Source organism: Agromyces flavus, from assembly GCF_900104685.1.
GTDB lineage: Bacteria > Actinomycetota > Actinomycetes > Actinomycetales > Microbacteriaceae > Agromyces > Agromyces flavus.
On record NZ_LT629755.1, the window covers coordinates 86,744 to 111,641 of the forward strand.

At 72.0% G+C, this 24,898-nt stretch carries 25 protein-coding genes and 3 tRNA genes; 23 read left to right on the forward strand and 5 right to left on the reverse strand.

Translation table 11 applies throughout. The features are described from left to right. The first annotated feature begins 26 nt into the window (after window positions 1-26). Both BLT99_RS17525 and BLT99_RS00435 read left to right on the forward strand, forming a co-directional pair. On the forward strand, window positions 27-224 hold the full coding sequence (locus tag BLT99_RS17525; protein ID WP_136710117.1) for a helix-turn-helix domain-containing protein: 198 nt from the start codon (window positions 27-29) through the stop codon (window positions 222-224). Further along, window positions 224-1,510 carry a tyrosine-type recombinase/integrase gene (locus tag BLT99_RS00435; RefSeq protein WP_157674902.1) on the forward strand — a complete coding sequence of 429 codons (1,287 nt, stop codon included), beginning with the start codon at window positions 224-226 and terminating at the stop codon, window positions 1,508-1,510. Before BLT99_RS17525 ends, BLT99_RS00435 begins: the two co-directional genes overlap by 1 nt. A 37-nt stretch (window positions 1,511-1,547) precedes the next feature. On the opposite strand, the gene BLT99_RS00440 is transcribed toward BLT99_RS00435, so the two are convergent. The 3 genes from BLT99_RS00440 to BLT99_RS00450 form a co-directional block, all read right to left on the reverse strand. Further along, a tRNA-Phe gene (locus tag BLT99_RS00440) sits at window positions 1,548-1,620 on the reverse strand. An 84-nt stretch (window positions 1,621-1,704) separates the two neighbouring features. Then, window positions 1,705-1,778 (reverse strand) — tRNA-Asp (locus BLT99_RS00445). A gap of 38 nt (window positions 1,779-1,816) precedes the next feature. Beyond that, window positions 1,817-1,889, reverse strand: a tRNA-Glu gene (locus BLT99_RS00450). A gap of 210 nt (window positions 1,890-2,099) precedes the next feature. On the opposite strand from BLT99_RS00450, the gene BLT99_RS00455 reads away from it, so the two are divergent. Next, window positions 2,100-3,446 carry a M23 family metallopeptidase gene (locus BLT99_RS00455; protein WP_092668349.1) on the forward strand — a complete coding sequence of 449 codons (1,347 nt, stop codon included), beginning with the start codon at window positions 2,100-2,102 and terminating at the stop codon, window positions 3,444-3,446. Between the two features lie 87 nt (window positions 3,447-3,533). On the opposite strand, the gene ppa is transcribed toward BLT99_RS00455, so the two are convergent. Further along, on the reverse strand, window positions 3,534-4,025 hold the full coding sequence (gene ppa / locus BLT99_RS00460; RefSeq protein WP_092668351.1) for an inorganic diphosphatase: 492 nt from the start codon (window positions 4,023-4,025) through the stop codon (window positions 3,534-3,536). A gap of 61 nt (window positions 4,026-4,086) precedes the next feature. Here ppa and tilS point away from each other — a divergent pair, with 61 nt between their 5' ends. The 20 genes from tilS (at window position 4,087) to BLT99_RS00550 (ending at window position 23,753) form a co-directional block, all read left to right on the forward strand. After that, entirely contained in the window at window positions 4,087-5,085 is a 999-nt protein-coding gene (gene tilS / locus BLT99_RS00465) for a tRNA lysidine(34) synthetase TilS (RefSeq protein ID WP_092668353.1), read from the forward strand. Between the two features lie 68 nt (window positions 5,086-5,153). Continuing rightward, window positions 5,154-5,705: a hypoxanthine phosphoribosyltransferase gene (gene hpt / locus BLT99_RS00470; RefSeq protein ID WP_092668355.1), complete on the forward strand. Its 552-nt coding sequence runs from the start codon at window positions 5,154-5,156 to the stop codon at window positions 5,703-5,705. Window positions 5,706-5,775: 70 nt separating this feature from the next. After that, window positions 5,776-7,470 (forward strand): MFS transporter, encoded by a 1,695-nt coding sequence (locus BLT99_RS00475; RefSeq protein WP_092668357.1) that lies wholly within the window; start codon window positions 5,776-5,778, stop codon window positions 7,468-7,470. Between the two features lie 66 nt (window positions 7,471-7,536). Further along, the gene (gene ftsH, locus BLT99_RS00480; protein WP_092668359.1) at window positions 7,537-9,552 is read left to right on the forward strand and encodes an ATP-dependent zinc metalloprotease FtsH; all 2,016 of its coding nucleotides are present in this window, start codon (window positions 7,537-7,539) and stop codon (window positions 9,550-9,552) included. Between the two features lie 21 nt (window positions 9,553-9,573). Continuing rightward, the gene (gene folE / locus BLT99_RS00485; RefSeq protein ID WP_092668361.1) at window positions 9,574-10,170 is read left to right on the forward strand and encodes a GTP cyclohydrolase I; all 597 of its coding nucleotides are present in this window, start codon (window positions 9,574-9,576) and stop codon (window positions 10,168-10,170) included. A 52-nt stretch (window positions 10,171-10,222) separates the two neighbouring features. Next, on the forward strand, window positions 10,223-11,023 hold the full coding sequence (gene folP, locus BLT99_RS00490) for a dihydropteroate synthase (RefSeq protein WP_092675344.1): 801 nt from the start codon (window positions 10,223-10,225) through the stop codon (window positions 11,021-11,023). Next, the gene (folB, locus tag BLT99_RS00495) at window positions 11,007-11,378 is read left to right on the forward strand and encodes a dihydroneopterin aldolase (protein ID WP_197675511.1); all 372 of its coding nucleotides are present in this window, start codon (window positions 11,007-11,009) and stop codon (window positions 11,376-11,378) included. The genes folP and folB overlap by 17 nt, the downstream gene beginning before the upstream one ends. Next, window positions 11,375-11,860 (forward strand): 2-amino-4-hydroxy-6-hydroxymethyldihydropteridine diphosphokinase, encoded by a 486-nt coding sequence (folK, locus tag BLT99_RS00500; protein WP_092668365.1) that lies wholly within the window; start codon window positions 11,375-11,377, stop codon window positions 11,858-11,860. The genes folB and folK overlap by 4 nt, the downstream gene beginning before the upstream one ends. After that, a complete protein-coding gene (locus tag BLT99_RS00505; protein ID WP_092668367.1) occupies window positions 11,857-12,327 on the forward strand; it encodes a DUF3180 domain-containing protein in 471 nt (156 codons plus the stop codon). Before folK ends, BLT99_RS00505 begins: the two co-directional genes overlap by 4 nt. Beyond that, window positions 12,320-12,904, forward strand: coding sequence for a PH domain-containing protein (locus BLT99_RS00510; RefSeq protein WP_092668369.1), 585 nt, complete (start codon window positions 12,320-12,322; stop codon window positions 12,902-12,904). Before BLT99_RS00505 ends, BLT99_RS00510 begins: the two co-directional genes overlap by 8 nt. A gap of 25 nt (window positions 12,905-12,929) precedes the next feature. Beyond that, window positions 12,930-14,582 (forward strand): PH domain-containing protein, encoded by a 1,653-nt coding sequence (locus tag BLT99_RS00515; RefSeq protein WP_166670894.1) that lies wholly within the window; start codon window positions 12,930-12,932, stop codon window positions 14,580-14,582. Next, window positions 14,572-15,333, forward strand: a complete 762-nt coding sequence (locus BLT99_RS00520; protein ID WP_092668372.1) for a Rossmann-like and DUF2520 domain-containing protein — start codon at window positions 14,572-14,574, stop codon at window positions 15,331-15,333. Before BLT99_RS00515 ends, BLT99_RS00520 begins: the two co-directional genes overlap by 11 nt. Continuing rightward, window positions 15,330-16,220, forward strand: coding sequence for a pantoate--beta-alanine ligase (panC, locus tag BLT99_RS00525; RefSeq protein WP_371874211.1), 891 nt, complete (start codon window positions 15,330-15,332; stop codon window positions 16,218-16,220). Before BLT99_RS00520 ends, panC begins: the two co-directional genes overlap by 4 nt. A gap of 124 nt (window positions 16,221-16,344) precedes the next feature. Next, on the forward strand, window positions 16,345-17,853 hold the full coding sequence (gene lysS, locus BLT99_RS00530) for a lysine--tRNA ligase (protein WP_092668374.1): 1,509 nt from the start codon (window positions 16,345-16,347) through the stop codon (window positions 17,851-17,853). 12 nt (window positions 17,854-17,865) lie between these two features. Beyond that, window positions 17,866-18,015 (forward strand): hypothetical protein, encoded by a 150-nt coding sequence (locus tag BLT99_RS17745; protein WP_166670893.1) that lies wholly within the window; start codon window positions 17,866-17,868, stop codon window positions 18,013-18,015. 40 nt (window positions 18,016-18,055) lie between these two features. Beyond that, entirely contained in the window at window positions 18,056-18,232 is a 177-nt protein-coding gene (locus BLT99_RS17750) for a hypothetical protein (protein ID WP_166670892.1), read from the forward strand. 6 nt (window positions 18,233-18,238) lie between these two features. Beyond that, window positions 18,239-19,705, forward strand: a complete 1,467-nt coding sequence (gene cls / locus BLT99_RS00535) for a cardiolipin synthase (protein ID WP_092668376.1) — start codon at window positions 18,239-18,241, stop codon at window positions 19,703-19,705. A 213-nt stretch (window positions 19,706-19,918) separates the two neighbouring features. Next, window positions 19,919-20,707: a DeoR/GlpR family DNA-binding transcription regulator gene (locus tag BLT99_RS00540; protein ID WP_092668378.1), complete on the forward strand. Its 789-nt coding sequence runs from the start codon at window positions 19,919-19,921 to the stop codon at window positions 20,705-20,707. Further along, complete coding sequence (locus BLT99_RS00545) at window positions 20,704-21,675, forward strand: 1-phosphofructokinase family hexose kinase (protein WP_092668380.1); 972 nt, start codon at window positions 20,704-20,706, stop codon at window positions 21,673-21,675. The genes BLT99_RS00540 and BLT99_RS00545 overlap by 4 nt, the downstream gene beginning before the upstream one ends. 11 nt (window positions 21,676-21,686) lie before the next feature. Further along, on the forward strand, window positions 21,687-23,753 hold the full coding sequence (locus BLT99_RS00550; protein WP_092668382.1) for a PTS fructose transporter subunit IIABC: 2,067 nt from the start codon (window positions 21,687-21,689) through the stop codon (window positions 23,751-23,753). Window positions 23,754-23,843: 90 nt separating this feature from the next. On the opposite strand, the gene BLT99_RS00555 is transcribed toward BLT99_RS00550, so the two are convergent. Further along, window positions 23,844-24,866, reverse strand: coding sequence for a pirin family protein (locus BLT99_RS00555; RefSeq protein WP_092668384.1), 1,023 nt, complete (start codon window positions 24,864-24,866; stop codon window positions 23,844-23,846). Between the last annotated feature and the right edge of the window lie 32 nt (window positions 24,867-24,898).

The following is a 24,898-nucleotide window of genomic DNA, read 5'->3' on the forward strand; positions in this document are numbered from 1 at the left end:
CGGCCGAAGAGTCGAGGGGGAGCGTCATGGTCGACACCGCGTGGAGGGTGGAGTACCTGAGCCGAGTCGAGGCGGCCGAGCGGTGTCGCATCCCGGTCTCGAGCTTCGACAAACTGCGCCACGACGGGCTCATTCCCGAGCCCGACGCACGCATGGGCAAGCACCTGCTCTGGAGCGCCGACACGATCGACGAGCTGCTCGCGCGGGGTGGAACGGAACACTGATGGCGGGGCGGCCGACGAAGGACACCCCGTCGCGGGTCGATCCGCGCACGGGTCGGCCGCTGCCCGAGGGCATTCGCTGGCGCGCCGACCGTCAGCGCTACCAGATCCGCGTCGTCGGGCCGAGCGTCGAGGGCGGCGCAGCCGAGCGGTCCCGCACGTTCCTGACGCTCACCGAGGCCAAGCGCGAACTCGCGAAGATGGTCGCGGGCCGCAACCCGAACGGGTCGATGACGCTCGACCAGTGGCACGATAGGTACTGGCCCGCGATCGAGTCCTCCATCCGTCCGGCGACCGCTCGCAGCTACGGCGTCGCCTGGCGCCTCCGAGTGAAGCCGAGCCTCGGCCGGCACCGACTCGACGAGATCACCTCGCCCATGATCGAGTCGGCGATGGTCGCCTGGTCGGGCGGGGCATCCGCCAAGAACGACGCGCTTGCGGTGCTCTCGCGCCTGCTCGACGGCGCCCGGCGCTCGCGGTTCATCGACTACAACCCGGCCCGCGAAGTGAAGCGGCCGAGCATGCGCGAGTCGATCTCGCCGGTGTCGCGGGCGCTCACGCTCGAGCAGATAGCCACTCTGCTCGACCTCATTCCCGACGGCGTCTACCGCCGCTACTTCGCCGCCCTCGTCTACACGGGCATGCGCGCGGGCGAGGCGACCGCGCTGCGAGTCGGCGACGTCGACTTCGGGCGCGGCGTCATCCGGGTCAGTCGCTCGCTGAGTCCGGGCATGCGCGGCGAGCTCATCGAGCAGTCGCCCAAGAGTCACAAGTCACGGGATGTCCCGCTGATCGACGCCCTGCGCCCGTACGCTGAAGCCGCCGCGCGCGGCAAGCGGGGGAGCGACCTGCTCTTCGACGGACCCGACGGCGGGCGACTCACGAACCACAATGCTCGTCGCGCCGTGAGCTGGGAAGAACTCCGCGAGGCGATCGGTCGGCCCGACCTGCGCATCCACGACCTGCGGCACACGTTTGCGACGATCCTCTTCGACGCTGGCGCCACCGCGCCCGACGTGCAGGCGACCCTCGGCCACTCGAGCCTCCAGGTCACCGAGCGCTACTCGCGTGCCCGCGAAGGAGTCGCGCTCCGAGCCGGTGCCGTTCTCAACGACGCGCTCAAGCGAGCCGACGAGAGCGTCGACGCGAGAACCGACCAGAGCGCCGACAAGAGCGGCGTCAGGGCGGCCCAACCAGAACCGGAAGTGGCACAACGCCGAACCAGGCGAACCCTTAATGGCACATTAATGGCACGGCCTCACCGGCGGCCTCGCGGAATGACCCGCTGAAACAAGAAAACCCCCGGTCGCCCGGGGGTTTCACTTGTGGCTCCGACCGGCATCGATCCGGTGACCTTTCGATTTTCAGTCGAACGCTCTACCAACTGAGCTACAGAGCCTCGCGACATCGGCCCGACGAATCGGAACGAGTGCCTCGATAAGGAGAAAGCCCTCGCTCGAAAGAGAAGGGCTTGTCGCCTGAGCGACCCTGACGGGACTTGAACCCGCGACCTCCGCCGTGACAGGGCGGCACGCTAACCAACTGCGCCACAGGGCCTCGTAAAGAAGCTGTTCAATTGTACCCGACCCACCGAGTGACCCCAACGGGATTCGAACCCGTGCTGCCGCCGTGAAAGGGCGGTGTCCTAGGCCGCTAAACGATGGGGCCGGAGTGATCCGGAGCGGTCGTGCCAGGGGCTCGACCGCCGAGTAGAGAGCATACGCGGTCGCGCGCGAGATTCCAAAACGACGCCGCGCAGACGCGCCACGCGGGGCGAAATGCCCGGTTCGGGACCTCGGCGAACCTAGCGTGGCAGGGCCACTGCCCGCACGAGACGCACGAGCGCGGTGCCGATCCGGCCCGCACGGATGGGGAATCATGTCGCGAACCGCGGAGCGCCGAGGGATCGGACGGGTGGGCTCGCGCCTGCGCGCCTTCGCCGCCGTGCTCGCGCTCGCCATCGCGGCGACCGGCGGGATCGTCGCCGATCCGGTGCCCGCGCCGGCCGTCGCGGCCGACTACCCGACGTGGGACGAGGTGCAGAAGGCGAAGGCGAACACCGCCGCCGCCAAGAAGGCCGTCGACCAGATCATCTCGCTCATCGCACAGCTCGAGGAGAACGTCGCGGTCGCCCGCGCCGAGGCCGAGCGGCGAACCGAGGAACTGCTCGTCGCGCAGCAGCAGTACGACGATGCCGTCCGGCGGGCGAACGAGATCCAGGCCCAGGCGGACGCGGCCGCAGCCGAGGCCGCCACGGCCGAGCGCAACGCGGGCCAGCTCGCGGCCCAGCTCTACCGCACGGGCGGTTCCGACCTCGGCGTGAACCTCATGCTCGACGCCGGCGAGTCGAGGCGCACCGACGAGCTGCTGGCCAAGCTCGGCTCGATGGAGAAGCTCGTCGAGCGCACCGCCGACATCTACGCGCAGGCGCAGGAATCCCAGAACACCGCACAGTCGCTCGCCGATCAGGCCGAGGTCGCCCGCGCCGAGCGCGAGAAGCTGCGCATCGCCGCCGAGGAGGCGCTCGCCGCCGCGCAGGCCGCACAGGCCGCCGCCGAGGCGGCGCTCGCCGAGTCCGAGTCGAAGAAGATCGAGCTCGACCAGCAGCTCAAGTTCCTCCGCGACACCGAGGCGAAGACCACGGCGGCGTACCAGGAGGGCGAGCGCATCCGCAAGGCGGAAGAGGAGCGCCGCCGCAAGGCCGAGGAGGAGCGACGCCGGCGCGAGGCGGCGGCCGCGGCCGCCGCCGGAGGTGGCGGCGGGGGCGGTGGCGGAGGTGGCGGCGGCGGTGCCGCGCCGTCCTCATCAGGCTGGTCCAAGCCCGCCTACGGGTGGATCTCGGGCAACTACGGCCCACGTCAGGTGATCTGCGGCGGCGGCTACTGCTCGAACCCGTTCCACTACGCCACCGACATCGCAACCGGCTGCTCGGCGCCCATCCGCGCCGCGTACTCGGGCACCGTCGTCTACTCGGGCTGGTCGGGGAGCTACGGCAACTTCGTCAAGATCAGCCATGGCGGCGGCATCTACACGGGCTACGCGCACATCCGCGAGGGCGGGCTCTTCGTCGGCTACGGACAGTGGGTGAGCTCGGGCGAGGTGATCGCCTCGAGCGGCACGACCGGTGCGTCCACCGGCTGCCACCTGCACTTCGAGGTCTACGACGGCTGGAGTCGGATCGATCCGGTCCCGTTCATGGCCGCGCGCGGCGTGTACCTGGGCTGAGCGCGCACTCGGCGAGACGACGAGGGGGCGAGCCGTTCGGCTCGCCCCCTCGGTGCGTGCAGCGGATGTCGCGACATCCGCTCGATGTCAGTGGCCGTGGCCCGGGAACGCCTCGATGGCCTTCGCGATGAGCGCTTCCGCCTCGGCCGCGTCGGCCCAGCCCTCGGTCTTGACCCACTTGCCGGGCTCGAGGTCCTTGTAGTGCTCGAAGAAGTGCTCGATCTCCTTCTTCGTGTACTCGGGGATCGAGTCGACGTCCTGGATGGAGTCCCAGCGCGGGTCGCCCGCGGGCACCGCGATGACCTTCGCGTCGCCGCCGCCGTCGTCGGTCATGTGGAAGACGCCCACGGGACGCACCTTCACGCCCACGCCCGGGAAGAGCGGGTACTGGGTGAGGACGAGCACGTCGAGCGGGTCGCCGTCGTCGCCGAGCGTGTCCTCGAAGAAGCCGTAGTCGGTCGGGTAGACGAAGTTGGTGTAGAGCACGCGGTCGAGGAAGACCCGGCCGGTCTCGTGGTCGACCTCGTACTTGTTGCGGCTCCCCTTGGGGATCTCGATGACGGCGGCGTACTCGCCCATGCTGTTCTCCTCGTTTCCGGATGGCGCGCTCGCGCCCGGATGGCCGGAATAAGGTTACGTGATGCCCTCCGAGCGCCGTCCACGCCTGACGCCGCCGATCGCCGACGTGCGACGCGCGGTGCGCGGGGTGCTGGTGCCGCGCGAGGATGCTCCTCTCGCGCTCGTCGCCCTCTCGGGCGGGGCCGACTCGCTCGCGCTCGCCGCGGGCGCGGCGTTCGAGGCGCCGCGGGCCGGATGGCGCGCCGGCGCGGTCGTCGTCGACCACGGGCTGCAGCCGGGGTCCTCCCAGCAGGCGGATGCCGCGGCATCCGTCGCCCGGGAACTCGGACTCGACCCGGTGCTGGTCGTCCGGGTCGACGCGACCGCCGCACCCGGCGGCGCGGGTCCCGAGGGTGCCGCACGCGCCGCCCGGTACGCCGCCCTGGACGCGGCCGCACGCGACGCCGGAGCTGAGCTCGTGCTGCTCGGCCACACGCTCGACGACCAGGCCGAGACGGTGCTGCTCGGCCTCGCTCGCGGCTCCGGCACGGCCAGCCTCGCCGGGATGCCGCCGCGATCGGGTCCGTACGCGCGCCCGATGCTCGGCATCCGGCGGGCGACCACGCGGCAGGCCTGCCTCGACGCCGGTCTCGCGCCGTGGGACGACCCGCACAACGTCGATCCCGCGTACGCGCGCGTGCGGGTGCGCGAGCGCGTGCTGCCGGCGCTCGAGGACGAGCTCGGACCCGGCGTCGCCGAGGCGCTCGCGCGGACCGCCGAGCAGCTCCGCGAGGACGAGCAGGCGTTCGCCGAGCAGATCGACGAGTTCATCGAGGAGATCTGCGAACCCGCCGAAGCGGGCATCGCCGTATCGGTCGCCGCGCTCGCCGCGAACCCCGCCGCGCTCCGGCAGCGCATCATCCGCCACGTCGTCGCGAGCGAGTTCGGCGTCGCGCTCACCCGGCGGCACACGCTCGAGGTCGCGCGTCTCGTGACCGGCTGGCACGGGCAGGGGCCGATCGACCTGCCCGGATGCCGCGCCGAGCGTGTGGGCGGGCGCATCGAGTTCACGGCGCGCTGAGGGCCCGATCGCGCGCGGACTAGGCTCGTGCCATCCGGTTCGCCCACGACCAGCAGGAGGAGCCCGGGATGGAATCGCGCGAGATCGAGGCCGACCTCACCGAGGTGCTCGTGACCGAGCAGCAGATCCGCGACAAGCTCGCCGAGCTCGCACGGCAGATCGAGGCCGACTACGAGGGTCGCGACATCCTGCTCGTCGGCGTGCTCAAGGGCGCCGTGATGGTCATGGCCGACCTCGCGCGCGAACTGCGGCCGCACGTCACGATGGACTGGATGGCGGTCTCGTCGTACGGCATGGGCACGCAGTCCTCCGGCGTCGTCCGCATCCTCAAGGACCTCGACACCGACCTCACCGGCCGGCACGTGCTCATCGTCGAGGACATCATCGACTCGGGCCTCACGCTGAGCTGGCTCCGCGGCAACCTCGAATCGCGCGGCGCCGCCTCGGTCGAGATCTGCGCACTGCTCCGCAAGCCCGATGCCGCGAAGGTCGAGGTCGACGTGCGATACCTCGGCTTCGACATCCCGAACCAGTTCGTCGTGGGGTACGGACTCGATTACGCCGAGCGGTACCGCAACCTGCAGGATGTCGCGATCCTGGCGCCGCACGTCTACAGCTGAGGTGCGGTCGGCGAGCGCCGCCGATCACGACCTCTCGAAACGGGACCCCATCAGGACCTAGAGTCGACCCATGGGCGACGGGGGGCGTCGGAGCAGACTGCGCGGAGCCGGCGCGGCGTTCGCGAGCAACTGGCGCAACCCCGACCTGCGCCGTGCGCAGCTCAGCTTCCTCGGGGCCTGGACCGCCGAGTGGGCGTTCACGGTCGCGCTCGGGATCGTCGCCTACCGCGACGGCGGCGCGCTCGCCGTCGGCCTCGTGGGGCTCCTGCGTATGGTCCCGTCGGCGATCTTCGCGCCGCTGCTGTCGCCGATCGCCGACCGCGGACGGCGGGAGCGGGTGCTCGTCCTGGTGTCGATCGTGCGCGGCGCGGCGACGGCGGCCGCCGCGGTGGTCGTCGCGATGGCGGGCCCGGCGGCCGTCATCTACGCCCTCGCGGTCGTCTCGACGATCGCCGCGACCCTCTACCGCCCGGCGCACTCGGCCCTGCTGCCCTCGCTGTGCCGAACCGGGTACGAGCTCGCAAGCGCGAACATGGTCCGCGGGCTGCTCGACTCCGCCGCCACGCTCGTGGGCCCGCTGCTCGCGGCGGTGCTGCTCCAGTTCGCCGGCGTCGACGTCGTGTTCGCCGTTGCGGCCGCCGCGTCGTTCGCCGCCGCCGCCCTGCTCATCGGCCTCCGGTACGAGGCGCCGCCGCGCCCGCCGGCGCCGAGTCGCCCCAACCTGGCCAAGGAGGCGGCCGAGGGGCTGCGCGCGGTCGCCGGCAATCGCGACCTGCTGCTGATCCTCGGGCTCGCGGCGGCCCAGGCCCTCACGCGCGGCGCGCTGACGGTGCTCTCGGTCGTGGTGGCGATCGAGCTGCTGCGCACGGGTGAACCCGGGGTCGGTGCGCTGATGACCGCCGTCGGGGTCGGCGCCGTCCTCGGCTCGCTCGGCGCGTCGCTGCTCGTCGGCACGGGTCGGCTCGGCGGGTGGTACGCCGTCGGGATCGCGCTGTGGGGACTCCCGATCGCGCTCATCGGCGTCTTCCCGCAGCAGGCGATCGCGTTGGTCCTGCTCTCGTTCGTCGGCGTCGGCAACGCCCTCGTCGACGTCGCCGGGTTCACCCTCATCGCGCGGATGGCACCGGACGAGGTGCTGGCCCGCATCTTCGGCGTGCTCGAGAGCCTGGTCGCGGTGTTCGTCGGGATCGGCGCGGTCGTCGCGTCGGCACTGGTCGAATGGCTGGGCGTGCAGGCCGCGCTGATCGCGATCGGGCTCGTCTGCCCGCTGCTCGCCGCGGCGTCGTGGTGGCGGCTCCGAGCCCTCGACCGCACGGTCGGCGATCTCGACGTCCACGTCTCGCTGCTCCAGCAGGTGCCGATGCTGCAGGCGCTGCCGCTGCCCTCCATCGAGCAGCTCGCCCGCGGGCTCGAGCCCGTCGCGTACCGCGCGGGCGTCTCGGTCTTCGACCAGGGGGACGTGGGCGACCGGTTCTACGTGATCGAGTCGGGCGAAGCCGACGTGGTCGGCGACGGGCGGGTCGTGGCCGCGCTCGGACCGGGGGAGGGGTTCGGCGAGATCGCACTGCTCCGACGCACGCGCCGCACGGCGACGGTCGTGGCGACGAGCGACCTCAGGCTGCAGGCGCTGACCTGCGACCGGTTCCTCCCCGTCGTGCTCGGGTACACCCCCAGCGCGCAACAGGCCGAGATCGACATGGACGACCGGCTCGGCCAGTGGCAGACGCGGGAGCCGGGAGCGCCGTTCCGCGAGCCGCCCGCGTAGCCGGCTCGCGCTTTCAGCGAACAGGGAGCCGGCGCCCAGCGGCGGGAGGGTAGCCTGCTAAGCACCATGAACCTGAAGAAGATCCTGCGTGGGCCGATCCTCTATATCGTGCTCGCGATCGTCGCCGTATGGATCGGATCGAGCCTCATCACCCAGTCGGGTTTCCGTGAGGTCTCCACCCAGAAGGGCCTCGAACTGCTCGACCAGGGCAAGGTGGCCTCGGTCAAGATCGTCGACGTCGAGAACCGCGTCGACCTCACGTTGACCGAGGCCGAGAAGGACCTCGGCACGCAGGTGCAGTTCTACTACGTCACTCCGCGCGGCGAAGACGTGATCAACGCCGTCGACGCCGCGAACCCTGCGGACGGCTACGACGACGAGGTGCCGCAGCCGAACTGGTTCCTCTCGATGCTCGGCGTGCTGCTGCCGCTCGTGCTCATCGGCCTCTTCTTCTGGATCATGCTCTCCGGCATGCAGGGCGGCGGCAACCGCGTCATGCAGTTCGGCAAGTCGAAGGCCAAGCTCGTCTCGAAGGAGAGCCCGAAGGTCACCTTCGAGGACGTCGCGGGCGCCGACGAGGCGATCGAGGAGCTCCACGAGATCAAGGACTTCCTGAAGGACCCGGCCAAGTTCCAGGCCGTCGGCGCGCGGATCCCCAAGGGCGTGCTGCTGTACGGCCCGCCCGGCACCGGCAAGACCCTGCTCGCGCGCGCCGTCGCCGGCGAGGCGGGCGTTCCGTTCTACTCCATCTCGGGCTCGGACTTCGTCGAGATGTTCGTCGGCGTCGGCGCGAGCCGAGTGCGCGACCTCTTCGACCAGGCCAAACAGAACGCGCCGGCCATCATCTTCGTCGACGAGATCGACGCGGTCGGCCGCCACCGCGGCGCCGGTCTCGGCGGCGGCCACGACGAGCGCGAGCAGACCCTGAACCAGCTGCTCGTCGAGATGGACGGCTTCGACCCCAAGACGAACGTCATCCTCATCGCGGCCACCAACCGGCCCGACATCCTCGACCCGGCGCTGCTGCGTCCGGGCCGGTTCGACCGCCAGATCGGCGTCGACGCGCCCGACCTCAAGGGCCGCCAGAAGATCCTCGAGGTGCACTCGAAGGGCAAGCCGCTGGCCAACGGCGTCGACCTCGAGGTGCTCGCGCGCAAGACGCCGGGCTTCACGGGTGCCGACCTCGCCAACGTGCTCAATGAGGCCGCGCTGCTCACGGCGCGCTCGAACGCGCAGCTCATCGACAACCGCGCGCTCGACGAGGCCGTCGACCGCGTCATCGCCGGCCCGCAGCGGCGCTCGCGCGTGATGAAGGACAAGGAGAAGCTCATCACCGCGTACCACGAGGGCGGACACGCGCTCGCGGCGGCGGCGATGAACTACACCGACCCCGTCACCAAGATCACGATCCTTCCGCGCGGTCGCGCCCTCGGCTACACCATGGTCCTGCCGCTCGAAGACAAGTACTCCGTCACGCGCAACGAGCTGCTCGACCAGCTCACGTACGCGATGGGCGGCCGCGTCGCCGAGGAGATCGTGTTCCACGACCCGTCGACGGGCGCCTCGAACGACATCGAGAAGGCCACCTCGACGGCGCGCAAGATGGTGACCGAGTACGGCATGTCGGCGAACGTCGGCGCGGTCAAGCTCGGCCAGTCGCAGGGCGAGGTGTTCCTCGGTCGCGACATGGGCCACCAGCGCGACTACTCCGAGGAGATCGCCGAGAAGGTCGACATCGAGGTGCGCACCCTCATCGAGCAGGCCCACGACGAGGCGTGGCAGGTGCTCAACGACAATCGCGACATCCTCGACCGGCTCGCGGCCGAACTGCTCGAGCACGAGACGCTCGACCAGCACCAGATCGCCGCGATCTTCAAGGACGTCCGCAAGCTGCCGCCGCGCCCGCTGTGGCTCTCGAGCGACAAGCGGCCCGTGTCCGACCGTCCGCCGATCCAGTTCCCGAACGGGAAGGCGCCGATCGACCAGGGCGCCGTCGACGGCGGCGTCGACTCGGGCAAGCCCGTCGAGGAGGCGAAGGCGTCGCGCACGCCGCGCACGAAGCCGCGTCCCGCCACGGCGTGAGCCCGCGATGAGGAGGCTGCCATGACGGGAGTCGACACCGGCCGCATCGAGCGCGCCGTGCGCGAGCTGCTGCTCGCCATCGGCGAGGACCCCGATCGCGCGGAGCTCGAACGCACCCCTGCCCGGGTCGCCGAGGCGTACCAGGAGTTCTTCAGCGGCATCGGCGCCGACCCGCAGGCGCACCTCGCCGATTCGGTCGAGCTCGGCGCGGCCGACGACGGCGAGCCCGCCACGGGCGATGCGATCGTGCTGCGCGACCTCCACTTCCGGTCGGTCTGCGAGCACCACCTGCTGCCCTTCATCGGCACCGCGCACGTCGCCTACCTGCCCGGGGCGAAGGTCGTCGGGCTCGGCCGCATCCCCGCGGTCGTCGACACCCTCGCGAGCCGACCGCAGCTGCAGGAACGGCTCGCCGAGGAGATCGCCGACGCACTCGAGGCCGGGCTCGCGCCGCGCGGCGTCCTGGTGGTGCTCGACGCCGTGCACAGCTGCGTGACGACGCGCGGCGTGCGCCAGGAACACAGCAGCACGGTGACCGTCGCGAGCCGCGGTGCGCTCGCCGAATCCGCCGCACGTGCCGAGGTCATCGCCCTCATCGGGTCGGGCCGCGGTGTCTGAGCCCGCCGGCGTGCCCGGAGCGACCCGCGCCGGGTCCGCCGACCCGCTGATCATGGGCGTCGTGAACGTCACGCCCGACTCGTTCAGCGACGGCGGGCGCTGGTTCGACGCCGATGCCGCGATCGCGCACGGGCTCGAGCTCGCGGCCGAGGGTGCCGACGTACTCGACGTGGGCGGCGAGTCCACGCGCCCCGGCGCGGCGCGCGTCGACCCCGATGAGGAGCTGCGACGCGTCCTCCCGGTGATCCGCGAGCTCGCGGGTCGGGGCCTGCGCGTCAGCGTCGACACGATGCGGGCCTCGACCGCGGCCGCCGCCGTCGAGGCGGGCGCCGAGATCATCAACGATGTCTCCGCCGGCCTCGCCGACCAGGCGATGGCCCGCATCGCCGCCGAGTCGGGCGCGACGTACGTCGCGATGCACTGGCGCGGGCACTCCGACCGGATGGACGAGCTGTCGGAGTACGCCGACGTCGCGCTCGAGGTCCGTGACGAGCTGGCGCGCCGTGTCGACGCGCTCCTCGACGCCGGTGTCGCCGCCGATCGCCTCATACTCGACCCGGGCCTCGGCTTCTCGAAGCGCGGGCCGCAGAACTGGGCGCTCCTGGCCGACCTCGATGTGCTCGCGGCGCTCGGCTACCCGATCCTCGTGGGCGCTTCCCGCAAGCGGTTCCTCGGCGCGCTGCTGCCCGACGGCGCTCCGGTCGAGCAGCGCGACCTCCCGACCGCGGTGATCAGCGCGCTCGCCGCGCAGGCCGGCGTGTGGGGCGTCCGCGTGCACGACGTCGCCTCGACGCGAGTCGCGCTCGACGTCGCCCGTGCATGGCAGAGTGGACGACGTGGCCAGCACTCCTGATCGGATCTCCGTGACCGGGATCCGGGTCCGCGCGCACCACGGCGTCTTCGAGTTCGAGCGCGAAGAGGGGCAGGAGTTCGTGATCGACGTGACGGTCGCCGTCGACCTCGCCGCCGCGGCATCCGGTGACGACCTCGCCCGCACCGTGCACTACGGCGAGCTCGCGGTCGCCGTCGCGCGCGCCGTCGAGCGCGACCCCGTCGACCTCATCGAGACCGTCGCCGAGCGCGTCGCCGGTGTCGCGCTCGGCTTCGACGGTGTCGACGAGGCGACCGTGACGGTGCACAAGCCGCAGGCGCCCATCGAGGTGCCGTTCGACGACGTGGCCGTCACCGTCGTGCGGAGCCGCACGTGAGTCGCGCCATCATCGCCTTCGGCACCAACCTCGGCGACCGCGAGGGCACCATCACCGCGGCCACGCGCGAGCTCGCCGACAGTCCGGGCGTGCGCCTCGTCGCGGTGTCGCCCGTGTACGAGACCGCCGCGGTGAAGCTCGACGGCGTCGACGAGACGGCGCCGCGCTACCTCAACGGGGTGCTCGTGGTCGAGACCGAGCTCGACCCGCACGCGCTGCTCGACGTGCTGCAGCGCATCGAGCTCGTGCACGGCCGCACGCGAGAGACGCGGTGGGGCGATCGCACGCTCGACCTCGACCTCATCGACGTCGACGGCGTCGAGCTCGACGACGAGCGGCTCGTACTGCCGCATCCGCGGGCCTGGGAACGCGCCTTCGTGCTCCAGCCCTGGCTCGACGTCGAACCCGACGCCGAGATCGCCGGGCGCGGTCGCGTCGCCGACCTGCGCGCCGCCGCGTCCGACGAGGTGGTGCGGCGATGAACCGCACGCACCCCTCCACGCTCGTCGCCTTCACCGTCGGCGGCCTCGCGTTCGCCTACCTGGCCGAGCTGGCGCTCGTGAGCGGCGGCGCGTCGGCCATCGTGCCGCCGGTCTCGCTGGCGATCACGCTCGTCGGCGTGGCCGTGCTCGTCGTCGCGATGGCGTGGCCGATCCGCCAGTCGGTGCGCGGCGACTCCGACCGGCGCGTCGACCCGTTCCGGGCGGCTCGCGTCGCGGTGCTCGCCAAGGCGAGCAGTGTCACCGGCGCCCTCGTCCTCGGCGTCGGCCTCGGCATCACGGCCTTCCTCCTCACGCGGAGCGTCCTGCCGCCCGCAGCCACGATCTGGATGGGCGTCGCCACCGCGGTCGGCGCTGCCCTGCTGCTCGCCGGCGGGCTCGTCGCCGAGCACTTCTGCACGCTTCCGCCAGACGAACCCGACGACGAGGAGGAAGCGGCGAATGCCTGAGTCCGAGCGCGAGCAGGCCGCCGTTCCCCAGCCCGCCGAGGTGCCGCTGCCGGCCGCGCCGCCTGCGGCCCATCCGGTGCCGCCGGTGGCGCCCGCCGAGGCATCCGCGAACGTCGAGCCCGCGTGGCGCGGCGTCTCGCCGAAGCACGTCGTGGTCGAGGTGGTCGGCTCGGTCATCGGCGCGGGCATCGCCGTCGCCGCGCTGCTCATCGCGAGCACATGGCTCGACCTGCCGTTCCTGGTCTGGATCGCGGTCGGCGTCGGCGTGCTCGCGCTCGTCGGCATCGCGCTCGAGCCGCGACGCGTGCGCTCCATCCGCTACCTGCTGCGGGCCGACGACCTCGTCTTCCGTCGCGGCATCATGTTCCAGCGGCAGGTCGCCGTGCCGTACGGGCGCATGCAGCTCGTCGACATCACGCGAGGTCCGGTGTCGCGGGCGCTCGGGCTGGCCGACCTGAAGTTCGTGACGGCCGCGGCCGCCACCGCGGTCACCCTGCCCGGCCTGCCGCTCGAGGACGCGGAGCACCTGCGCGACCACCTCGTCGCGCTCGCCGAGACGCGCCGGGCGGGGCTGTGAGCACGGGCACGACCGGAGGCGCATGGTGAGCACGGTCCAGCCACTTGCCGCCACTCGCGACCTCGCCGACGGCGAGTGGCACCGGCTCCACCCCGCGAGCCCCCTGCTGCGCGGCGGCCTCGTGTTCCTCGCGGTGCTCGGCTTCCTCCTCGCCAACCTGCGCGAGCGCCTGGTCGAGGTGTTCCTGCTGCTCTTCGCACCGGGTGAGCTCGATCGCGACTTCGCCCCCTCCGAGTGGGAGGGCGAGTGGGCAGAAGACCCGATCACCGGCATCGTGGCCAACGGTCTCGTCGGCTGGGTGCTCGTCGGGCTCGCGGCCGTGATCGTGCTCGTGGTGCTCGGCTTCTGGCTCGCGTGGCGCATGCACAGCTTCCGCGTCACGCCAGAGGCGCTCGAGGTGCGCAGCGGCATCCTGTTCCGCTCGCACCGGAGCGCGCGGCTCGACCGGATCCAGGGCATCAACGTCACGAGGTCGCTGTTCGCCCGGCTGTTCGGCGCGGCGAAGCTCGACGTGTCGGTCGCCGGCCAGTCCGGCAACGTCGACCTGTCCTACCTCGGATCGGCGCAGGCCGATCGCCTGCGCGCCGACCTGCTGCGCCTGGCGTCCGGCGCGCGGCGCGCCGCCGCCGGGCCGTCGGTCCCGGATGCCGCAGCCGCCGTCGACGGCCAGGCCGCCGGCGGGCTGCCGGCACCGGCCGAGGGCACGGGTCCCTCGCTCGCCGCACGCGCGGGCGGCCTCGTCAACCGCCGCGTCGACGAGTTCCTCGCACCCGAGCTCGATCCGTCGCTCGCACCGCCCGAGTCGGTCGTGCGCATCCCGCTGCCGCGGGTGATCGCGTCGACCCTGCTCGGCGGAACCATGGTCTGGTTCGTGGTCTTCGTCGCCATCATCGTCGTCGGCGTCGCGACCGGCCAGCCGTGGCTGCTGTTCTCGTTCGTGCCCGCCCTGATCGGCCTCGTCAGCTACGTCTGGACGCGCATCACCAAGTCGCTGCGCTACTCGATCGCGGGCACACCCGACGGCGTGCGGATCGGCTCGGGACTGCTTTCGACGTCGAACCAGACGATCCCGCCCGGTCGCGTGCACGCCGTCGAGGCGTCGCAGTGGCTGCTCTGGCGACCGTTCGGCTGGTGGACGGTTCGCGTCAACGTCGCCGGCCAGCCCGTGATCGGCAGTGGGGATCCGAACCAGCGCACGCTCGTACTGCCGGTTGGCACCGCCGACGACGTCCGGCGGGTGCTGGGGCTCCTCGCCCCCGACGCCGCACCGCACCTCGCCGAGTCACTCGAGGCCGGGCTGGCCGGGCGAGGCGACGCGCACGGCTTCACCACGGCGCCGCGGCGCGCGGCATGGATCCGTCCGACGTCCTGGCGTCGTATCGGACTCGCCGTCGCGGGCGGCGTCGTGCTGCTGCGCCGAGGCTGGCTGGTCCGGAGCCTCGTGCTCGTTCCGCTCGCGCGCCTGCAGTCCGTCGCAATCGCGCGCGGGCCGGTGCTCCGCGGGCTGCGGCTCGCCTCGTTGCGCCTGCACACCGTCGCCGGGCCCATCACGCCGCAGGTCGCTGCGCTCGACCGGGCCGATGCGGATGCCGCGTTCCAGCTCATCGCGACCGACGCCGTCACGCACGCCATCCGCGACCGCAGCGACCACTGGGGGGCCGAACCCGATGCGGGCTGACCAGCGGGCCGGACGGCTCGGCGTCGGCACGGTCGGCGCCGGTCGAGTGGGCGCGGTGCTGGCCTCGGCCCTCGGCGGTGCCGGCCACGCGCTGACGGGCATCGCGGCCGTGTCCGAAGCGAGCCGCGAGCGCGCGGCAGCCATGCTGCCCGAGGTGCCCGTGCTCGGCATTCCCGAGATCGTCGAGCGCAGCGAACTCGTGCTCCTGGCCGTGCCCGCCGACGAGCTGCCCTCGCTGGTCGACGGACTCGCGACGGCGGGCGCCTGGCGCCCCGGCCAGCTCGTGGCGCACACGGCCGCCCGATTCGGAGTCGACGTGCTCGAGCCCGCGTTCCGGGCCGGCGCCATCCCGCTCGCGATCCATCCCGCCATGACGTTCACCGGCACGAGCATCGACCTCGGCCGGCTCGCAGGCACCTGGTTCGCCGTGACCGCGCCCGCCCCGGTCCTGCCGATCGCGCAGGCGCTCGTCGTCGAGATGGGCGGCGAGCCCATCGTGATCGCAGAGGCGGACCGGCCGGCATACGCCGAGGCCATCGACACCGCGGTGTCGTTCTCGACCGCGATCGTCGACCAGGCGACCGGCATCCTCGAGCGGATCGGCGTCGAACGCGCGGGCGCCGTGCTCGCACCGCTCGTTCGCAGCGCGGTCGAGAACGCGCTCGCGCGCCACGATCCGGGCGTCGGCATCGACGGGGCGGCTACGATCGACGGGGCCGACGACGATTGGCCGTCGGGAGGTGCGGTGTGACGGGCGAGACCACGAGCACGGCCGACCCCGTGGCATCCGCCCCCGGGCTGGTCGGCACGATCGCGGGCATCCGCGAGGCGGTGGCCGCGCACCGCCGAGACGGCCGCACGGTCGCGCTCGTGCCCACGATGGGCGCGCTGCACGACGGCCACCTCGCGCTCGTGCGCCGCGCGCGCGAGATCGCCGACGTGGTCGTGGTGTCGATCTTCGTGAATCCGCTCCAGTTCGGTGCGGGGGAGGACCTCGACCGGTATCCGCGCACGCTCGAGTCCGACCTCGCGGCGCTCGGACGCGACGGCGTCGAGCTCGTCTTCGCGCCGACCGCGGCCGAGATGTACCCCGCCGGCGAGGTCGAGACCCGGGTCACCGCGGGTCACGTGGGCACCCTGTACGAGGGCGCATCGCGGCCGGGCCACTTCGACGGCGTGCTCACCGTCGTGTCGAAGCTGTTCCACATCGTGCAGCCCGATCACGCGCTGTTCGGCCAGAAGGACGCCCAGCAGGTCTTCCTCGTCCAGCGGATGGTGCGCGACCTCGACCTCCCGGTGCGCGTCGAGGTCGTTCCGACGGTGCGCGAGCCCGACGGGCTGGCGATGTCGAGCCGCAACCGGTACCTCGATGCCGAGCAGCGTCGCATCGCGCTCGCGCTCTCCGAATCACTCGCCGCCGCCGAGTCGGCCGCGGCCGACGGACTCGACGAGGTGCTCGCCGAGGCGGCCGGTGCGTTCGGCGACCACGACGGCATCGAGCTCGACTACCTCGTCGTCGTCGACCCCGAGACCTTCCTGCCGGTGGTCGAGGGTGCGGCAGGCCCGGCGCGCGTCCTGGTCGCCGCCCGCGTGGGCGCCACGCGACTGATCGACAACGGGCTGATCACGCTCGGCTGACGTGGCCGGCGGGTCGCGCCATCCGGCTCGCCCTCAGGTGCGCGCTTTCCGGCGCACTACGCTGGAGCATGGCGTTCGATACGGATGCCGCGCCAGCATGCCCGCCGAACCATCCGGAGACCACATGGCCGACGAGACCACGCACGAGCCCACCGCCGAGGAGATCTCGGAGCAGAAGGCCGTGCGACTCGCCAAGCGCGAGCGACTCATCGCGTCGGCCGACGGCCTCGGCGGGGGCGCCTACCCGGTGACGGTCCCGATCACGTCGACGATCCCCGAGGTGCGTTCGCGCTTCGTCGGGCTCGGCGTCGACGAGCGGAGCGGCGAGACCGTCTCGCTCGCGGGCCGCATCGTGCACCTCCGCAACACCGGCAAGCTGTGCTTCGCCGCCCTGCAGTCGGGCGACGGCAGCCGCATCCAGGCGATGGTCTCGCTCGGCGAGGTCGGCGAGGAGTCGCTCGCGGCGTGGAAGGAGCTCGTCGACCTGGGAGACCACGTCGCGGTCACCGGCGAGGTCATCACGAGCCGCCGCGGCGAGCTGTCGATCATGGTGACCGAGTGGCGGATGGCGTCGAAGTCCATCAACCCGCTCCCCAACCTGCACAACGAGCTCTCCGAGGAGACCCGCGTCCGCAGCCGGTACCTCGACCTCATCGCGCGCGAGCAGGCCCGCCGCAACGTGGTCGACCGTGCGAAGGTCAACGCGAGCCTGCGCGCGACGTTCTCGAGCCTCGGCTTCATCGAGGTCGAGACGCCCATGCTCCAGGTCATGCACGGCGGTGCGTCGGCGCGTCCGTTCGTCACGCACTCCAACGCGTTCGACACCGAGCTCTTCCTACGGATCGCGCCCGAGCTCTACCTCAAGCGCGCCGTCGTCGGCGGCATCGAGCGCGTCTACGAGATCAACCGCAACTTCCGCAACGAGGGCGCCGACTCCACGCACAGCCCCGAGTTCGCGATGCTCGAGGCGTACCAGGCCTACACCGACTACCACGGCATCGCCGACCTCACGCAGCAGCTCGTGCAGGACGCCGCGTTCGCCGTGTCGGGCTCGCACGTCGTGACCTGGGCCGACGGCACCGAGTACGACCTCGGCGGCCAGTGGGAGCGGCTGTCGATGTACGACTCCCTCTCGGAGGCGGTCGGCGAGCAGGTGACCCCCGAGACCCCGATGTCGCGGCTGAAGGAGCTCGCCGACGACGTCGAGATCGAGATCGACCACCCGCTCCCCGGCAAGTACGTCGAGGAGCTCTGGGAGCACCACGTCAAGTCGGGCCTCGAACGGCCGACGTTCGTCATGGACTTCCCGCTCGACACCTCGCCGCTCGTGCGCCAGCACCGCACCATCCCCGGCGTCGTCGAGAAGTGGGACCTCTACGTCCGCGGCTTCGAGCTCGCCACGGGCTACTCCGAACTCGTCGACCCCGTCGTGCAGCGCGACCGCTTCGTCGAGCAGGCTCGCCTCGCCGCCGGCGGCGACCCCGAGGCGATGCGGCTCGACGAGGAGTTCCTCCGCGCACTCGAGTTCGGCATGCCGCCCACGGGCGGCATGGGCATGGGCATCGACCGGCTGCTCATGGCCGTCACCGGTCTCGGCATCCGCGAGACCATCCTCTTCCCGCTCGTCAAGTGAACGGATGACGTGATGAACGACTACCTGCCCAAGTCGGAACTCGAGCCGAAGCCCGATCCCCGCAAGCCGTCGACCACGCGCGTCGCGATCTGGATCGTCGTCGGCGCCATCGGCCTGTACCTGCTCGGATCGGGCATCTGGGGCATCATCACCGCAGGGTGACCCAGCGAACCCGAGGAAACCCCCGTATTCTGGAGGCGCTATGGACGACTTCTGGGTGAACGCGATCTGGTCGCTCGCGCCGACCGTGCTGATCGGACTGCTGTTCTGGTTCGTGATGCGCGCGGTGCTCCGCGCCGACCGCGGGGAGCGCGACGCCTACGCCCGGATCGAGGCCGAGGAGCGCGCGAAGCGCTCGGCCGAGCGCCGGGCTGCGTAACCCCGCATGACGGAGGCCCAGGTGACGGCGGTCGTCGCCGTCATCCTGCTCCTCGCCGACCTCGTCATCCGCATCATCGCGATCATCGTGGTGCCGCGGAACCGCCGACCGACCGCCGGCATGGCGTGGCTCCTCGCGATCTTCTTCATCCCGTACCTCGGCATCCTCTTCTTCCTGCTGATCGGCAATCCCAAGCTGCCGAAGGCCCGGCGCGCGAAGCAGGACGAGGTCGACCGCTTCATCCGCGACAGCACGCACGGCGTCGAGCGCGTGAGCGACAGCTCCAAGTGGCCCAGCTGGTTCGAGGGCGTGGTGCAGCTGAACCGCAACCTCGGGGCGATGCCGCTCATCGGCTCGAACAGCGCCCGGCTCATCGGCGACTACGAGGCCTCGCTCGACGCGATGACCGATGCCGTCGGCCGGGCGGCGCGCTACGTGCACGTCGAGTTCTACATCTTCGCCTACGACTCCACGACCGCGCGGTTCTTCGACGCGCTCGGGCACGCCGTCGCGCGGGGGGTCGAGGTGCGGGTGCTCCTCGACCACATCGCGTCGCGGCGCGTGAAGGGCTACCGGCGCACCATCCGGCGCCTGACCGACATGGGCGTCGACTGGCGGCTGATGCTGCCCGTCATGCCGTTCAAGGGCAAGTACCAGCGCCCCGACCTGCGCAACCACCGCAAGATCCTCGTCGTCGACGGCGAGATCGGCTACCTCGGCTCGCAGAACGTCGTCGATCGCAGCTACCACAAGCGCAGCAACATCCGCCGCGGCCTGAAGTGGCAGGAGCTCGTCGCCGAGGTCGAGGGCCCGATCGTCTCGGGCCTCGACGCCATCTTCGCGACCGACTGGTATCTCGAGACCGGTGACGCGCCCTCGCGCGACGAGCTGATCCCGTTCACGCAGGAGGCGGCGCAGCAGGACCTCGACTGCCAGGTCGTGCCGAGCGGTCCGGGGTACCAGAACGAGAACAACCTCAAGCTCTTCCTCGCGCTGATGTACGCGGCCAAGCGGCGGATCATCATCACGAGCCCGTACTTCGTGCCCGACGAGGCGATGCTGCGCGCGATCAGCGGTGCGACGCAGCGCGGCGTGCACGTCGAGCTGTTCGTCTCCGAGCTCGGCGACCAGGCGCTCGTCTACCACGCGCAGCGCTCGTACTACGAGGCCCTGCTGCGCGCGGGCATCCGCATCTACATGTACAAGGCGCCGTTCATCCTGCACGCCAAGCACTTCACGATCGACGACGACGTCGCCGTCATCGGCTCGAGCAACATGGACATCCGGTCCTTCGAGCTCAACATGGAGGTCTCGCTGCTCGTGCGCGGCGAGTCGTTCGTGCGCGAGATGCGCGCGGTCGAGGACGGGTACCGGCGCGACAGCCGCGAGCTCACGCTCGAGGAGTGGATGCGGCAACCGCTGCGGTCCACGATCCTCGACAACCTCGCGCGGCTGACCTCGGCGCTGCAGTAGCGCGTCGGCCTCGGGCCCGGACCGCTTCAGCCGACCGTTCCCGACGCACGCGAATCGACCCTCGCGGACTCCGCAGCCGGCCCGATCCGGGCGAGCCGGGAGCTCAAGAAGTCTGTTTCTGTGGGAATTTCTGCGAAGGTCTTGTTTTCTGTGGGAAAGGTGATCTAAGCTCACACAAACGCAGGTTGCAGTTGGATCCGGCAAGGGGGCCGCATGTACGCGATGGAGCGACACGAGCACATCATGGATGCGCTCGCCCGCACGGGCCGTGTCTCGGTCGCCGACCTCGCCGCCGAGCTCGACGTCACGCCCGAGACCATCCGCCGCGACCTCGATGCACTCGAACGGGCCGGTCACGTCCGTCGGGTCCACGGCGGGGCCGTCGGCGCGGGCCGCGCGAGCCTCGCCGAGACCACGGTCCTCGAGCGCACCGAGCGCCACACCGACGCGAAGCGCGCGATCGCCCAGGCGGCGCTCGCGCTCGTGCCGCCGACGTTCACCGGCGCCATCCTGCTCGACGCGGGCACCACCACGGGTGCACTGGCCGAGGCGCTCGCCGGATGGCAGCCCGAGCCGGGCATCGCGCCCCTCACCGTCTACACGAACTCCGTGCCCATCGCGGCACTCCTGCACGGCAATGCGAACCTCATCGTCCGCATCATCGGCGGCACCGTCCGCGGCGTCACCAGCGCAGCCGTCGGGCCCACCGCGATCGCCCAGCTCGCCGACATCCGTCCCGACATCGCGTTCCTCGGCACCAACGGCGTGAGCGCCGAGTTCGGCCTGTCGACGCCCGACGAGCTCGAGGCCGAGGTCAAGCGCGCCATGGTCGAGCGTTCGCGGCTCGCGGTCGTGCTCGTCGACGCCTCGAAGCACGACGACGAAGCGCTGCACCGGTTCGCCGGCCTCGACGAGGTCGACGTGCTCATCACCGACGCGCCGCCCGGCCCCGCGCTCGCGAATGCACTCGACGATGCCGAAGTGGAGGTGCGGGTCGCATGATCGTCACCCTGACCGTCAACCCGTCGCTCGATCGCACGGTCGAACTCGAGCACGCGCTCGAGCGCGGCGAGGTGCAGCGCGTCGCCCGCAACGTCGAGGAGCCCGGCGGCAAGGGCGTCAACGTCACCCGCGCACTCGTCGCGTCGGGCGCCGCCTCGGTCGCCGTGCTCCCCGGCCGCGCCGACGACCCGCTCGTGGTCGCCCTCACCTCGGCGGGAGTCCCCGTCGCGACGGTGCCGATCGCGGCGCGCCTCCGATCGAACATCACGATCACCGAGCCCGACGGCGTCACCACCAAGCTCAACGAGCTCGGTCCCGATCTCAGCGAGGCCGAGCAGCAGGCGCTCATCGCCGCAGTCGTCGCTCAGGCGGCGGATGCCTCGTGGCTCGTGCTCGCCGGGTCGCTCCCGCCGTCGATCGCACCCGACTTCTACGTCCGCGTGGTGCGCGAGGCGCGCGCCGCCGGCGTCGCCGCACGCATCGCCGTGGACACGTCGGGCGCTCCACTCGCGGCGCTCGTCGAGGCCGGCGAACCGGTCGACCTCATCAAGCCCAACGGCGAGGAGCTCGCCGAGCTCGCCGGGGAGCCCGACGCCGACGCCCTCGAGGCCGACCCCGAGCGGGTCGCCGAGGTCGCCGCGACGCTCGTGCCCCGCGGCATCCGCTCGGCCCTGGTCACGCTCGGCTCCAAGGGGGCCGTGCTCGTCGGCGAGAGCCAGGGATGGTTCGCTCCCGCGCCGCGCATCGTGCCGCGCAGCACCGTCGGCGCGGGCGACAGCTCGCTCGCCGGCTTCCTGCTCGCCGTGACCGAAGGGGCGGCGCCCGAGCGGGCGCTCGCCCAGGCGGTCGCGCACGGGGCGGCGGCCGCGTCGCTCCCGGGCTCGGCGGTTCCCTCGCGGGTACTCGCCGACGCGTCCGCCATCACCGTCATCCGAATCCGGGGCGCCGTCGCCCCGGTGATCCCATAGGAGGGAATCCCATGTCCGACGTCATCGACCAGGGGCTCGTGAGCCTCGACGCGCCGCTCGGCGCCGACAAGGCCGACGTGATCCGCGCGCTCGCCGAGCGCGTGGTCGCAGGAGGCCGCGCCACCGACGCCGAGGCGCTCTTCGCCGACGCGTGGGCCCGTGAAGAGAAGGACTCCACCGGCGTGCCCGGTGGCATCGCCATCCCGCACGCCAAGTCCGACGCCGTCACCCGGCCGACGCTCGCGGCGGCCCGCCTGCCCGAGGGCGTCGACTTCGGCTCGTTCGACGGGCCCGCCGACCTCGTGTTCCTGATCGCGGTGCCGACCGCGTCGACGCAGGACCACCTGGCCGTGCTCTCGACGCTCGCGCGATCCCTGATCCGCGAGGACTTCGTCGCGTCGTTGCGCTCGGCGCCCGATGCGGCGACGTTCGTCGCACTCGTCGACGAGGCGCTCGCGCCCGAGCCCGAGGCGGCGCCGGCTGCGGCGGCGCCCGCGGCGCCCGCAACGACCGCTGCCGCAGCAGAGGTCGGCACCGCGGCAGGCGCCGCGGCGGCCGCCCACGCGCACCACGACGGCAAGCCGGTACTCATCGCCGTGACCGCGTGCCCCACCGGCATCGCCCACACCTACATGGCCGCCGACGCACTCGCCAAGGCCGCGAAGGAGGAGGGCATCGAGCTGCACGTCGAGACGCAGGGCTCGTCGGGCTCGACCCCGCTCGCGCCCGCGGTCATCGAGCGCGCCGACGCCGTGGTCTTCGCTGTCGACGTCGACGTGCGCGACAAGTCGCGCTTCGCGGGCAAGCCCGTCGTGGCGGGGCCGGTCAAGCGCGGGATCGACCACCCGGCCGACATGCTCCGCGAGGCCGTGGCGGCGATCGACGACCCGTCGGCTCCGCGCGTCGCGGGTGACGCCACGGCCGCGAGTGCCGCTGCCGCGGTCGCGCACGAGCACTTCGGCCAGAAGATCAAGCGCGTGCTGCTCACGGGCGTGAGCTACATGATCCCGTTCGTCGCGGGCGGTGGTCTGCTCATCGCGCTCGGCTTCCTGTTCGGTGGGTACGACATCACCGACAACGCGGGTGAGATCGTCACGACCAACGCGCTCTGGAACCTCCCCGAGGGCGGGCTCCTGACCTACCTCGGGGCAGTGTTCTTCGTCATCGGCGACATCTCGATGAAGTTCCTGGTCCCAGCGCTGGCGGGCTACATCGCGTACGCGCTCGCCGATCGACCCGGTATCGCCCCGGGCTTCGTCGCCGGTTCGGTCGCGGGCCTCATGGGCGCCGGCTTCATCGGCGGGCTGGTCGGCGGCCTGCTCGCCGGATGGGTCGCACTCATGCTCGCACGACTCGACGTGCCGCGCTGGCTCAAGGGCCTGATGCCGGTGGTGATCATTCCGCTGCTCGCCTCGATCGTGGCGTCCGGGCTCATGATCGTCGTCCTCGCCGGACCGATCTCGGCCTTCTCGACGGCGCTCAACGACTGGCTGTCGAGCCTCTCCGGTGCGGGTGCCGTGCTGCTGGGCCTCATCCTCGGCGCGATGATGGGCTTCGACCTCGGCGGTCCCGTCAACAAGGTGGCCTACGCCTTCGCGGTCGCCGGCCTCGGTGCCGGTTCGCCCGAGAACCAGGCGCCGTGGGCGATCATGGCGGCGGTCATGGCCGCGGGCATGGTCCCGCCGCTCGCGATGGCGCTCGCCACCGTGATCGACCGCAAGCTGTTCACCCCGGTCGAGCGCGAGAACGGCAAGGCGGCATGGTTGCTCGGCGCGGCGTTCATCTCCGAGGGCGCGATCCCGTTCGCGGCCGCGGACATCTTCCGCGTCATCCCGGCGACGGTCATCGGCGGCGCCGTGGCCGGAGCGATCTGCATGGGCATGGGCGTGACGTCGCAGGCCCCGCACGGCGGCATCTTCGTGTTCTTCGCGATCGGCAACCTGCTGTGGTTCGTCCTCGCGATCGCGGCCGGTACGGTCGTCGCGGCCCTCGTGGTCATCGCACTCAAGCGCTGGGCGCACCGCCGTCCGGTGCGGGAAGAGCAGGCGGTGGGTGCGCCTGAGGTGGCCGTGGCCTGATCGGCCCGGATCACCCCGGCGGCCGGTGCTCCCTCCTGGGCACCGGCCGTCGGCGTGCGCGGCGGCGGCAGGGCGAGCGGATGGCGCGGCTCAGCGCCGCGGCTTCAACCGCACGGTCGGCAGGTCGGGCGCGGGCAGCGGCCGACCGTCGTAGCCCGCGACCGTGCCGAACGGCCCGTCGGGATCGTTGCGGTCGATCACGTCGGACTGCCACCGGCGCCGGAACTCGACGACCTCGTCGTGCGACCGGCCGATGAAGTTCCACCACATGACGAGCTCCTCGCCGAACGGCACGCCGCCGAGCAGCACCACCCGCACGGGGTCCGCGTCGGCGCGCAGTCGCACGCGATCGTGTCCCGTGCCGAGGTACGCCAGCTGCGACCATGCGACCTCGGTCGCGGCATCCGCGCCGCCGACCTCGACGTGCGCCGGCCCGGCATCGACCAGCACGCCGTGCTCGAAGCCCGGGTCGAGCGGCACGTCGACCGTTCCGCCCGCCGGCAGGTCGACCTGTGCTCCGAGCAGCGGTGAGAAGACCGTGACCGGGGCGGATGGCGCATCCGCCGCTTCGCCGAGCTCGCCGCCGGCGAGCTCGCCCACGAAGACGCGCACGGTCGCGTCGCCCAGCTGGAACGGCGTGGTGTCGGCGTGCTCGAAGAACGGGCCCACGTACCGGGAGGCGTCGGGCAGGGCGACCCAGAGCTGCACGCCGTGCAGGCGCGAGGTCGCCGGCGTCGACACCTCGGAGTGCGAGATGCCGCGGCCGGCCGTCATGAGGTTCACCCCGCCGGGTCGCACGAGTTCGTGGCTGCCGGTCGAGTCGCGGTGCTCGATCTCGCCCTCGAAGAGCCAGCTCACGGTCTGCAGGCCCGTGTGCGGGTGCGGCGGCACGACCATGCCGCCTGTGGCCGCGACGTCGTCGGGCCCGTAGTGATCGGCGAAGCACCAGGCGCCGATCGTCGTGCGGCCGCGCTGGGGGAGCGTCCGGCGCACGGGCATCGCGCGCGGCCCGCCGAGCGGCACCTCGCGGTAGTCGAGGACCTCGACGGCCGGCCCGTGCGCCGCCTCGGGTGGGCAGAGCAGTTCGACGGGGTCGCGCTCGAGGTTGCTCATGCCGGAATCCTACGCGCGGGCGTGGCGCGGCA